8 protein-coding genes and 1 tRNA gene are annotated in these 12,322 nt (G+C 69.2%); 2 read left to right on the top strand and 7 right to left on the bottom strand.

The window, feature by feature from the left end; translation table 11 throughout:
* Positions 1 to 2 precede the first annotated feature (2 nt).
* Together ACFYON_RS04905 and ACFYON_RS04900 are read right to left on the bottom strand one after the other, a co-directional pair.
* Complete coding sequence (locus ACFYON_RS04905) at positions 3 to 2,762, bottom strand: CHAT domain-containing protein (RefSeq protein WP_354867974.1); 2,760 nt, start codon at positions 2,760 to 2,762, stop codon at positions 3 to 5.
* Positions 2,759 to 3,436 (bottom strand): Crp/Fnr family transcriptional regulator, encoded by a 678-nt coding sequence (locus ACFYON_RS04900; RefSeq protein ID WP_354867971.1) that lies wholly within the window; start codon positions 3,434 to 3,436, stop codon positions 2,759 to 2,761. Before ACFYON_RS04900 ends, ACFYON_RS04905 begins: the two co-directional genes overlap by 4 nt.
* Before the next feature lie 441 nt (positions 3,437 to 3,877).
* On the opposite strand from ACFYON_RS04900, the gene ACFYON_RS04895 reads away from it, so the two are divergent.
* Positions 3,878 to 4,288 (top strand): squamosa promoter-binding protein 15, encoded by a 411-nt coding sequence (locus ACFYON_RS04895; RefSeq protein ID WP_354867969.1) that lies wholly within the window; start codon positions 3,878 to 3,880, stop codon positions 4,286 to 4,288.
* A 369-nt stretch (positions 4,289 to 4,657) separates the two neighbouring features.
* Here ACFYON_RS04895 and ACFYON_RS04890 read toward each other — a convergent pair whose 3' ends face one another.
* The 4 genes from ACFYON_RS04890 to ACFYON_RS04875 all read right to left on the bottom strand — a co-directional run bounded on the left by ACFYON_RS04890 (position 4,658) and on the right by ACFYON_RS04875 (position 9,224).
* The gene (locus ACFYON_RS04890; protein WP_354867966.1) at positions 4,658 to 7,177 is read right to left on the bottom strand and encodes a S8 family serine peptidase; all 2,520 of its coding nucleotides are present in this window, start codon (positions 7,175 to 7,177) and stop codon (positions 4,658 to 4,660) included.
* A gap of 780 nt (positions 7,178 to 7,957) precedes the next feature.
* Positions 7,958 to 8,386, bottom strand: a complete 429-nt coding sequence (locus ACFYON_RS04885) for an NUDIX hydrolase (RefSeq protein ID WP_354868436.1) — start codon at positions 8,384 to 8,386, stop codon at positions 7,958 to 7,960.
* Positions 8,387 to 8,603: 217 nt separating this feature from the next.
* Positions 8,604 to 8,864, bottom strand: a complete 261-nt coding sequence (locus tag ACFYON_RS04880; RefSeq protein WP_354867964.1) for a hypothetical protein — start codon at positions 8,862 to 8,864, stop codon at positions 8,604 to 8,606.
* A gap of 286 nt (positions 8,865 to 9,150) precedes the next feature.
* Positions 9,151 to 9,224, bottom strand: a tRNA-Thr gene (locus tag ACFYON_RS04875).
* Between the two features lie 133 nt (positions 9,225 to 9,357).
* Here ACFYON_RS04875 and ACFYON_RS04870 point away from each other — a divergent pair.
* Positions 9,358 to 11,088, top strand: a complete 1,731-nt coding sequence (locus ACFYON_RS04870) for a metallophosphoesterase (RefSeq protein WP_354867962.1) — start codon at positions 9,358 to 9,360, stop codon at positions 11,086 to 11,088.
* A 134-nt stretch (positions 11,089 to 11,222) separates the two neighbouring features.
* On the opposite strand, the gene ACFYON_RS04865 is transcribed toward ACFYON_RS04870, so the two are convergent.
* Positions 11,223 to 12,065 carry a regulatory iron-sulfur-containing complex subunit RicT gene (locus ACFYON_RS04865; RefSeq protein ID WP_354867960.1) on the bottom strand — a complete coding sequence of 281 codons (843 nt, stop codon included), beginning with the start codon at positions 12,063 to 12,065 and terminating at the stop codon, positions 11,223 to 11,225.
* Positions 12,066 to 12,322: the final 257 nt, after the last annotated feature.

The raw sequence follows: 12,322 nt of genomic DNA, 5'->3' as shown, positions 1-12,322 counted from the left end.
CGTCACCAGCCCAGGTGCAGGAATCCCGCCCAGGTCGACAGGTCGTCACCGTCGAGGTCGGCCACCCGGCGTGCCAGCACCGCCGGCATGCCCGCCGGAACCGTGCGCTCTCTGTCGGCCATCCACCGCTGAGCCCGGTTCAGCGCGTCCGCCGGCCGGCGACCCTCCGCCCGCAGGTAGTGGTGTGCCATGAACATCAGCAGCGAGGTGGCGTCGCTCGGCACCGGCCACAGCGACCCGAAGACGGTACGCGCGCCGGCCGCCAGGAAGGCCGTGGACAGGCTGAACGCCTCGTCGAACGTCCCGCTGGGGACGCTTGTCGTGCAGGCGGCGAGCGCCACCACACCGATCGCCCCGTCCTTGCGGCCTTCCAGGAGGTCCCCCGCGGTGAGCCGGGCCCCGCCGGCCAGCAGCAGGTACGACCCGTCGATGCCCTGTCCCACCGCGCCGTGGCAGGCCAGATGCAGCATCGGCCGTGCCTGGCCGGCGCGGCGCAGCCAGGCGAGCACCGCCTCGGGGGTGGCCGTCGGCGAGGCCCCGGAGCTGCCCGCGTCGTCGACGAGCAGCTCGGCGTCCGGGTAGAACGCAGCCCGCACGGCGAGCGCCTCGGTCCGGGCATCCGGCAGGTCGTGGGTGGGATCCCCGACCACCAGTCCACTTCCGTCCTGCGGGATCGGCGGCCGGTCGGCGTTCTCGCAGAGCAGCCGCGCCGAGGGCGCGTAGGAGAACTCGGCCTGCTGCACCGCGTACCAGCCGTCGTGGTCGCGCGCGGCGTGCCAGGGCACGGCGGCGAGCCGGCCCATCGGTACGAGCAGCAGCCGCGGCGCCCGGGACAGGCCCCAACGCCCGGTCTCCGCGAGCAGCGGGCCGATCGCCACGCGCCACGCCCACCCCGCCAGCCGGTCCAGGGCGTCCCGCCACCTGGTGACCGGATCGGCGGTCTCGTCGCCGGTGTCCTCGCCGCCCACCTCGCCCGCGTCGCGGGCCGCCAGCAGGCGGCTGTATCGCTGCACCGGGTCGTCGTCGGACTCCACCAGGGACGGCAGGGACAGCGCGAACGGCTCGCTGCCGTTCGGCAGGATCACCGCCGCACCGGGCACCCCGAGGCGCCCGGGCACCAGGTAGACGAGCGCGTCGTGGCGCATCGCCCGCAGCGCCGTCCGGATCTGGTCGAGCGACGGCGGGTCCAGCACGTCCGGCACCGGCACGTCGCCGAGGTGCGCACCGGTGAGCACGGCCAGCACGTCACGCCGTACGTCGGGGTCGGCACTGCCGGTCTGCCAGCGGCGGGCCAGCTCGTCGTGGCCCAGCGCGTGCAGCCGGGCGGGGATCCCCGTGGTGACCGTCGCGGCGTACAGCATCAGGCAGCGCCCGGCGTCGAGCGCGGCCACCGCGCCGCCGGCGTCGCCGTCGGCGAGGCACCAGCGGGCGACCTCGGTCGCGTCGTCCACCGCATGCCGGGCGGCGGCTGTGGCGTCGGCGGTACCGGCCTGCAGGAGCACGCTCCAGGCGTGGCCGCGCAGCGCGCGTTTCCCGGTCTCCCGGCCCTCGGCGCGGCGGCCGGCCAGCCGGTACGCGTGCGCCGAGGCCATCTCGGCGAACGCCCACATCGGGTGCGCCACGTCGCCGGCCGCCCGGCGGGCCGTCGTGAGCCGGCGCAGTGCCTCGTCCAGCATCTCCCGGCCGGCGCCGAGCTCGTAACGCGCGCAGAGGAACCGGCCCAGCGTGGCGTCGATCATCGGTCGGTGCGGGTAGTCGGCGGGCGCGATGTCGGAGGCCCGGCGCAGCTGAGCCACACCGCGGGCCAACTGGTCGGCGTCGCGCCGGTCGACTGCCTTGCGGCAGATGCCGGTGCCGGACACGAAGAGGCGGAACGCCCGCTCGCCGGCCGACAGGCCGGGCTCGTCCACGGCGTGGCGCTGCGCCGGCTCGACACCGGGCGTGTGTCCGCCGGGCGCCTCCATGACCATCGCACCCGCGTTGAGGTACCGACGCAGCGCCAGGGTGCTGGGTGCGTCCGGCGGTAGCCGGTCCACCAGGTCGATCAGTCGCTGCAGCGAGTCGAACGCCTCCCCGGTCTCGCCGCGCTGAGTGGACGCGAGAATCTCGGCAGCCTCCTGCATGATCTCGGCGAACTGCCGTTGTTCACCTGTCACCCCGGCGTCGAGCATTGCCTGCACCCGCGTGCGGACCTGCCGGACGTCGTCGTAGAAACTCCGATCCTGCCCGCGCTTGACCAGCAGGGCCATCCGCAGCGCCACGGCGGCCGACGCGAACGGGCCCCCGGCGGTACGGGCCACCAACTCGTCGGCCCGGTCGAACGCGTCGTCCGCGTCGAAGTCGGCGTCGTCAGTCAGCACGGCGCCGGTGTCGACCAGGCCGTGCAGCAGAGCCGCAGCCGTCTCCTCCAGCCCGATCGAGTCGATCGTGGCGTGTTCGCGGGCGGCCCGGAACTCCTGACCCCGCATGGCGGCATGCAAGGCACACAGGACCAGGGCCTGACCGACCACGGCACGCTCCGGGCCGGTGAACGCGGCGGCGGCGAAGTCGGCTTGGGCGCGGACCAGCGTCTCCGGATCGCCGTCCACCTCGTAGCGACGCAGCCGTGCGTACGCGCGGGCCAGCAGTTCGGCGCGGTCCAGCGGAGGCTCCGCCCGGGACAGCGTCTCCAGCGCGGCTGTCACGTCCTCCGGTGCGGCGGCCCGCAGATGCGCGACCGCAGCGACCGGATCGTGCCACCGGACGCTCAAGGTAGAGGTCACAGGGCCTCCTCGGCACGTCGGCGGAGCCGATCGGGGTCGGTGACGGTGATCCGGCGGTAGCCGGTCCGGATGACGCCGTCGTCGCGCATCCCGCGCAGCGTCCGCTGCACGGTGTCGTCGACGGCGCCGACGAGCGTCGCGAGTTCGGCGTGTGTCAGTTCGACAGCGATGCGCAACCCGCCGTCATCCGGCTCGCCGATCACCTCGACCAGCTCCAGCAGCACCCGGGCGAGCCGGACCGGCACCGGAAACGCACTGAAGTCGGCGCGACGCAGGTTGGCCCAGTGCAGGCGCCGTCCGACGGTGGCGGTCACCTCGTTCGCCACCTCGAGATGCCGACTCAGAAACGCACGGAAGGCAGCCTGCTGGATGACAGTGGCCCGGACCTCCCCGCAGGCGGTGACGGTCGCGATTCGCTGGCCATCGGTGAGCGCGGCGAACTCGCCCACGAGGTCACCCGGGAGGCGTACGGCCAACAGCTGCTCGGTGCCCCCGACCGACATGGTCACCTTGGCGACACCCTGCTGGATGATCTCGACGTGGGTGTCCCGTCCGCCCTCGATGAAGATCCGCCGGCCCGGTGAGATGACGCGCGTGATGCCGAGGGCCAGCAGTTTCCCCTGCACCTCCGGCTCGAGCCGATCCAGAAAGGAGCCGGGCGCCCACGAAGACATGCAGACATTCGAACCGGTCCATCACTACGGCGCAATGGCACGGTAGGGCCGGAAACAAGAGGGCTGTGGGCTGAACGGCCGACCGAACGACATCCACCGGTGCCTCAGTCGCAGGTGCGGCGCACCGGACGGCCGATTCGGCGGCACGCCGACTCGGTCAGCGCGGCTCGTCGATCCGTCGCCGTGCCGACCTGCCGGCCCGAAAGCAGCCAGCGCATGTCGACCCCGATCCCCCCTCGCCGAGCGCCGAACAACCGGTGCCGATCCCTGGCGTACATTCTCCGCCGTGGCATCTCGAAACAGGAGACGGATCGGCCTCCTCATCGGACTGTCGTGGAGCACCCCACTGACGGCCGCCACGGCGGGTTCAGAAGCGCAACAAGACCACCGGTCGGGACCGGATCGACGTGGCCACTCGCCGGCCTGTTGGGATGCCGGTTCATGAGCTGGGTCGCCAACGTGATGCTGTCGGTGGGCCCGACGGACCGCCCGAACGCGCAGGCGTTCATCGGCTGGCTCGACACCCAGTGCCGCTGTCGTGAACCGGGCGCGAGTTCGGGCGGTTGCGGTAGCCTGCGCCTCATCACCGGTGTGGACAACCAGTGGGGCGGGCACAAGAACCCCGAATGTCAGGTGTTCGCCGGTGCGCTCAACCACGCCGACCTCACTGCTGTCGTGGCGCGTTTCGGGTCCGTGGCCTGGCACAATCCCAACGCCGCGCAGCTCTTCGTGATGGACCAGGAGGAGTTCTTCTTCCGCGTCTGGATGATTCGCAACGGCGCTCTACGCCAGTACGCCCCTTCGTCGCCGGACGAGGAGGACGACGAGTTCTGGCCTCCCGTCGGGGCGTAGCCGCCGGAGGCATCGTTTCCGGGTCTTCGGGCGGGACGCGGCCCGGCACCAACGGACGGCGGCGTGATCAACCTTGGAACGGCGAAGCCCAGGCCGATGACCTGGGCTTCTGCACCGAGCCGCCTGATGGAATCGAACCGTCGACCTACGCATTGCGAGTCGTCTGCCACAGCTGACCAACCTGGCGTCCCGGTCGTCATCGTCCGCTGACGGCCGGTGGTTTGGCTACTCGGTTGGCTGCACCCCTCGTCCACGAGGTGCCTCTGTGCTTGCGCAGTGGTGGCAGCTTCGTCAACGCGCCAGGTCGGGCAAGGGCCTGGTCAGCCAGGCTCAGGCGAACCTGAGCCTGGCTGACCGGGCCACTTATTGCTAGGCGTTGCCGGACCGTGCCCCGGGCAGCGTCCGCAGGGCGGTCAGCGTCATCTCGGCGTCCCGGTAGGACACCCGGAACATGTGGTGGCCCACGTTCAGGACACGCCGTTCCGGCATGGAATGGAAGTGGCCCTTGATCGAGGCTCCACTCATGATCGTCAGTACCGTGCCCGGAGTGATGGGCGCGCGAATGTCCAGGGTGAGTTCGCCGTCCAGCACCAGGGCACCCGCCGCCCGCACGCTCGTGTAGTCGTGGTCGCCGGAAATGGTGATGGCGAGGCGACCCGCTCGGCTGATGGTCACATCGCCGCCGACCTTCAGGACGTTGCCCTGCGCGACCTCGGTGAGAGTGATGGACACTGCGGACGCCACTTCCGCGGCCGAGAGGCCGGGCTGCAACACACCGCTGTCGACCTGGATGCTGCCTCCCACGACACCGCTGCCGCCGAGCGTGCCGCCCTTGACGGCGATCGAGCTCGCGTGCGATCCGGCGATCGAAAGCTTGCCGCCTTCAACCGTCGTGCCGCCGTCGTAGGTGGCGTGGCCCGACATGATCAGCGTTCCGGAGCCCTGCTTGGTCAGAGACGCAGTGTAGAGGTTGTTGTCGATATTGTTCTGAATGTAGGCCGCGCGCGCGTCCATCCATTCCTTGCGCCACTGGGCGGCATCCTCGTAGCTGATCTTGTCGTACAGTTCCGGGTGGCCGTTGGTGATGGCTTGGACGTGAGGATCGGCCAAAATACCCTGAAGCAGGAAGGCGTTTTCGCTGAGCCTACCGTCCGGGCTCAGTACGTTGGGGCTGAATTCACCGGCGAAGGCAATGCCCTGCTTCTTGTAGGCCGCCAGCCACTCCCGATCCTCCCTCTCCCTTTCCTTGATCGCGATCTGGCTGATGTCGTTCGACCAGACGTCCAAGGGCACCTTGTCCATTTTGTAGATCATGGGGCTCAGGAACTGGCCGGGGCCATACATGCCCTTGGCCAGGTCGGGGATACCCCAACCCCAGCGCTCGTCCGGAACCCCGTCGGCAGCGGTCCAGGCGATGGATGCCCCGGTGGGGGAGGTCTGCCCGGTGCCGAGGAATCTCACACCGTCGGACATCTTGTTGTTCGCCGTGGTGAACATCAACTCACGGACCTGCTTGGCGTCCATGTTCGGATAGCGAGAGAGCAGAACCCCCATCACCGCTGTCGCAACGGGCGTCGCCGGAGACGTTCCGCTCGAGTTCGAATAGTTGGTGTCGCCACCGCTGTTCGTGGTCCGCACACTGTTCGACGGGGTGGACACGGTCCACCATTTTGCGAGCCCCGCCTCGTTGTACCCGAACTGCTTCGTGTATTCGGGGTTGGCAGCAGTGGGAGGCTGCACCCCGCCGACGCATACCCACTGCTTTTCCGCCGAGGGGTTGAAGAGGGGGTACGCCGGGCGGAAGTACGGGTTGCTCCAGTCGTTGTTGCCGGCCGACCTCACGTTGACGGCGCCGCTATCCCTGATAGCGTCCCAGATGGCATCCATGAAGGAGCGTCCGGGGTAGTCCGGGTTGTACTGGATGCCGTCTTGTGAATAGCTCTTCTTGAAGAGGAAGAACTGGTACTCCAGATCCTTGAGGTACTCGCTGGGGACGATGGTCGCCATCGCCGTGGCGCTGGCACTGTCTTTGCCGCGCAGTTGGTAGGCGTTGGCGAGGTTGCCACCGATCCCGAGGTCGTTTCCTAGGCCGTCGAAGCGGCTTCTGTCAAGAGTCTGGACATAAGAGCCCCAACTGCTGTTGATGACCCGGGCGCCCGCGTCGACCAGGGCCTTGTTGGCCGTATGCCAGTACACGTAATCGTGGAAAGGGCCGTGGGACTGGGTATCGGAACCGCCGGTCATGGCGACGTACATCGTCGAGCCGAAGGCGATGCCGTGCTGCTCTTTGCCGTCGCGAACGCCGGAGGTGACGCCAAGCATGCCGGTCCCGTGGCTGTAGTCACTTGTTCTCGCCTGGTCACCGGCCACGGTGAACCTCTGGCCCGCAGTGAACGGGTTCGCCGGGGTTGCTGAGTTCCGGTACCCGAAGCCGGACGTCCCGTAGAAACCCTCCGCCCTCACCGGAACGATCAACCCGGTCTGAAATCCTTCGTGGGTGGGCCGGTAGCCCGAATCCATCATGCCCAGCGCGACGCCCTGCCCGCGGTAGCCAAGGGCGTAGGCGGTGGACGCGTTCACCGCGACGAGCTGCCATGGGGAATCGATCGCTGTGCCAGGATTGGAAGGATTGTGACCGGTGTAGTAGCCATACTCCGGCGTTTCCCAACTGGCTCTAGCGGCATCCAATTCCCCTGGCGTCCTGGCGACAAAACCGGGGTCTCCCGGATACGCCGGTCCGCCGCCCGTTTGTCCAGGGGCCGACGCTGGATTGCCATTGGGCGACGCCGAGGCAAAGCCGGCCGGAAACAACGCGATGCCGGCTCCGGCAGCAAAGGCGCCTCCCAGGCGGCGCAGGAACTGCCGCCGACTCACGAACCTCATGCTCATCTACGATTCCTTCCGGGAGTCGATATCTCCAACGGACCGGGGCGGCCGGTTGCGCCCAGGGTCCTGCACGGCCTGCACACGCTGGCCGAGGCAAAATCGATGTGCCGGCCTGCCGCCTTTACCGGGCGGCAAATGCCGATGGCTTTGTTCGGAATCCCGACTGCGGCGCGAGCCGACGCGTGAACCTCGGGTGCCGACCGCTGACGAGGCCAGCGCCGAGGACGACTTCGACGTCGGGAGACGGCGCAAGCCCATAATCAGAAACGGCCATAGCGACGCGGTGCGCGCGCCCTTGAGTCGGCAGCCGCTATCAGGAGGAACCCCTGCCACGTCGGAACAGCGAACTGGAACTCTCCCCCAAGTGGGCCTCCCCTAATTGATCACCAGATTAGACTGCGAGAGAAGCCCCTCGTCAAGGGGCGACATTTATCCATTGAGGACAGTTTGCGCTTCCGTCTATATCGATCTGTCCAACTGTCGTGCATCGGGCCATGGGCCGGGTCCATCGAGGTGGTGTGCGACTTGTCCGTGATGATGTTTTTGCGCAGATGGGAGGCAGCCGCCGCGCACCGCGTGGTCATGGAGATCCTCGGTCATGATCGGCGATCAAGCCGGTGACCTGGACCTTTCCATGGAGCCACCTGACGGCCTCTCGACATCTCGCACCGCTGCCCCGTCCTCAGACGGCCTCTTGCGGACTGGTTGCGGACCGCTCGCATGACAGATCGGGCCCTGCGCAGTCGCACGCTGGCCGACCTGGATATGGGGGCCGTGCGGGCGCTATAGCCCGATGTTGCTCTTCGGGCCCATGTATGACCCGGCGTTTGGCCACCCGGCCCGGGCCAACTTTACGAACCGCTCGCCGAACCCCAGCGACGGCAGGTCCGTCAGCTTGACGAACTCGACCGCACGGATCGGCCGGGTGTCTGCCCCGGCCTTAACCGCCCCCAGCTTGCCGCCCACCCGGCGGCACCGGAAGGTGAGGTGAACGACCTGCGCCTTCACGACATCGCACACGTACAGCAGGTCCCCGACCCGGATCTCCAGACCGGTCTCCTCCCGCACTTCGCGCTCCAGAGCCTCCTCGACCGTCTCCCCGGGCTCCACCTTGCCGCCGGGCAGCGACCAGGACCGGTCACCTTCGGTGTCCTGGTCCAGCAGCAGAATCTCGTCTTCCTCGATCACGATCCCGATGACGCGAACATTCATCGGCACCGGCAGACCGTAACAATCCCAGACGCTCGAAGGGCACCGTCAGTTTGGAAGGAGAAGATCACGGCCCCGAGATGCCCTAAACCCCTGCTGGCGGAAGGGGAGTGGGCCACGGCTGCTGCCCGCTCGTGCGCCCGGCTCCCTTCGTCCCGCCGGCTCCCAGACGTGGCTTTCGCCGACCCATGGCCGAGGCCGTCGGCCAGTTGTTGCCGTACTACCGCGCGCACGATGCATCTTCCTCGTTCCAGATGGAAATGACGTGCCCTTCTCCGTACTGCCCGATAACGCGAGACCTCGCCTCATCGAGAGACGTGGCAAGGATGCGCAGGCGAATGCCGATGACCACGCCACCGCCGAGGCTCGTCCCGCTTTGCGGGTTCCAGTCGTCGGGCCGCTCGGGTCGTGGTTTCTTGAACTCCTGGTCGATGTAGTCGAGCAGATCGGTGCCGTAGTAGATGATGTCCCACCCGCGCATCGACAGGACCGGATGAGCGAAGGTTCCGCGTCCTGCGGGAAGGAACTCGAACCCGTATTCGCGCTCGATACGGTCGAACTCTGCGTCGGACAGGCCCTTGTCGATCCGGCAACAGCCAAGAGTAGCCAGCCGCCGTGCCGCTGCGACCTGGACGCGGTCGCCAACCGGCTGGATGAGGCGGTCGCGGCGCGGGATGCGGACTATTTGCGGACCAGCACCGTCGGCGGCGAGGTGTCGACCTTGGGAAACGGCGAAGCCCAGGTCTCTGACCTGGGCTTCTGTACCGAGCCGCCTGACGGAATCGAACCGTCGACCTACGCATTACGAGTGCGTCGCTCTAGCCGACTGAGCTAAGGCGGCAACGATCGTCAAGTGTACGGCACGCTCCGCCGGAAGCCGAACTGGATCCCCCCACCCCGGAAACCGGACTGCGGAGCACATCCACCCCGCTACGGGAGAGACTTCGCGCCGCGTCCGGACTACCCTGCGGCGGGTGACCGACGAACCGCCGCGACCACCGGCTCCCGAGGCGCATCCCGGCGAGCGCGCCACCCGTCGACCCCGCCGTATCGACCCCCGGGAGCTGGGTTTCACTCCTCGCCGGCCGGTGCCCTGGCTCGCGCCGCTGCTGCTGATCAGCACCGGCCTGCGTACGTTGCTGGCCATGCTGTTTGGGGCGTACCTGGACAAGCGCGAGTTGCAGAACGCGTTCGGCGACGGCACGTTCCGGCAGGTCGGGCCGGACGGCGGGCTCTGGCTCGACTACGTGGCCGACCTGGGTGACGGCTTCGACGCGACGTACTCGGTGGCGTACCTGCTCGCCCAGCCGGAGCTGACCGTGGACGGGCATCGGCTCCCCCGCGCGCAGACGCTGGTGATGGGCGGCGACCAGGTCTATCCGGCGGCGGGCTACGAGGCGTACGAGGACCGGTGCAAGGGCCCGTACCAGGCGGCGCTGCCGGTCGCCCCGCCGGAGCAGCCGACGCTGTTCGCGGTGCCGGGCAACCACGACTGGTACGACGGGCTGACAGCGTTCCTGCGCCTGTTCGTGCGTACCCGGGACCGGCACTTCGGCGGCTGGGGCACCGGCCAGGCCCGCTCGTACTTCGCCGTCGAGTTGCCGGCCGAGTGGTGGCTGCTCGGCCTCGACGACCAGTCCGGGTCGTACCTGGACGATCCGCAGCTCACCTACTTCGACGAGGTGGCGCGCAAGCTCACCCCGGAATCGAAGGTGATCCTGGCGGTGCCGGCGCCGACGTGGGTCAAGGCCGTCGACCACCCCAACGCGTACGACTCGATCGACTACTTCATCCGTACCCTCGTCGCGCCGACCGGGGCGCAGGTGCGGGTGCTGGTCTCCGGCGACCTGCACCACTACGCCCGCTACGCCGGGCCGGACCGGCAGCTCATCACCTGCGGTGGCGGCGGCGCCTACCTCTACCCCACGCACCGGCTGCCGGAGACGCTGGAGGTGCCGCCGCGCGACACGCTGACCCGGCGGGCCAGCAACACCCGGGAGTACGACCTGGCCGCGCGCTATCCGGACAAGGCCCGGTCCCGCCGGTACGGCTGGGGGATCTTCGCCCGTCTGCCGTTCCGCAATCCGGGCTTCGCGACGCTGCTCGGCACCCTGCACACGCTGCTGATGCTGGCCATGGCCGGGGTGGCGGCCCAGCGGGTGGGCACCACGGAACAGCGGCTGTTCAGCGTGCCGCTGGCGATCATGCTGGTGGTGGCGATGATGGGCGCGGTGTTCTTCGCCAAGCCGCCCACGGCGGGCGGGAAACGGCACGCCCGGCACTGGATCCTCGGGGTGGCGCACGGGCTGGCCCAGGTGGCGCTCGCCGCCGGGGGCACGTGGGTGTGGTTGCACCTGCCGTTCTACGACTGGCCGTGGCCGTTGCCGGCGGTCGCCGCGCTGGTGCTCTACGGCCCGGTGATCGGTCTGGTCGCCAGCCAGCTCGTGGCGCTCTACCTGCTGGTGGCGGGCGCGTTCGGGGTGAACCTGAACGAGCTGTTCGCGGCGCAGGGCATCGAGGACTCGAAGGCGTTCCTGCGGTTCCGGATCGACCCGGACGGCACGCTGACGATCTACCCGATCGCGGTCGACAGGGTGTCCCACGACTGGCGGCTCAACCCCGACCAGTCCCCCACCGCCTCCTGGCTGACCCCGAATACTCCGCTGGCCCCCCGCCTGGCCGAACCCCCCATCGTCATCCGCTGACCCCGGCCCGGCACACCCGGACCTCGTTCCATCGATCATGAGGTTGGCGGCGAAATCGATCACCATTTCGACCGCTAACTTCATGATCAACGAGGCGGGAGTGGGCGGGAGAGGGAGGGCGGGAGGGCAGCGGGTCAGGGCTGGGGGTGGTGCTGGTCGTGGGCCTGTCTGGGGCCGCAGACCGACGCACGGGAGCACATCGAGCGGGAGCCGTCGGCGTCCAGGCGGACGGTGACCGCGTCGCGCGGGACGCTGTGGCCGACCACCTTGCCCTCGCCCTGCGGCGTGGACACCCGGCTGCCGACCGCGGGGGCCGACTCCTGGAACTTCTGGTACAGCGGGTGCTCGTACTTCAGGCAGCACATCAGCCGCCCGCACGCCCCGGAGATGCGCAGCGGGTTGAGCGGCAGATCCTGGTCCTTCGCCATCCGGATGGTCACCGGCTCGAAGTCGTTGAGGAACGTGGCACAGCACAGGTCACGCCCGCAGGAGCCGATGCCGCCCTGCACGCGGGCGGAGTCGCGGGCGGAGAGCTGCCGCAGCTCGACCCGGCAGTGCAGCGTGGCGCCCAGGTCGCGGACCAGCGAGCGGAAGTCGACCCGGTGCGGCGCGGTGAAGTAGATGGTGGTGCGGTCACTGCCGTTCTCCGGTGTGGCCAGGACGTGATCGACGGCGACCACCTTCATCGGCAGGCCGTGTTCGCGGATCAGCCGCTTGGCGGCCACCTTCGCCTCGGCCTTGCGCCGGCGCAGCATCTCGTCGCGGTGCAGGTCGTCGTCACCGGCGATCCCGGCCAGTTTCGGGAAGCCGTCGGTGTCCTCACTGACCCACTGCGCCGCCCACACGCACTCGGCCACCTCGGGCCCGTCGTCGGTGGGCACCAGCACCCGGTCGCCCACCTGCGGACGCAACTCGCCCGGATCGAGGTAGTAGAGGCGCCCGTACCGGTTGAAGCTGACCGCGCAGAGCATGCCCATGCGCCCACCCTACGCGGATCGATGCCCGCCGCACGGCACACCTGTCGCCGCCCGGTCACCCGCCGCAGCGATCATCGTCGTCCACCCGGCCGAACCGGCCCCTTCGCCTCGCCCGGACGGCTGAATCTGCGCCGGCCCCCTGACAAACACCGCGCGAGCGCGTTGAGTGAAGACATACCTGCGGGGGGTGCAGGGGAAGGCCACGGCGTCGCCGCCGTCACCGGCCACGGCCGGTCCGGCGCGCGGCGCCGTGGCCC

It is taken from the genome of Micromonospora sp. NPDC005686 (assembly GCF_042871665.1).
Classification (GTDB): Bacteria; Actinomycetota; Actinomycetes; order Mycobacteriales; family Micromonosporaceae; genus Micromonospora.
This window is presented reverse-complemented; position numbering and strand designations above follow the sequence as displayed.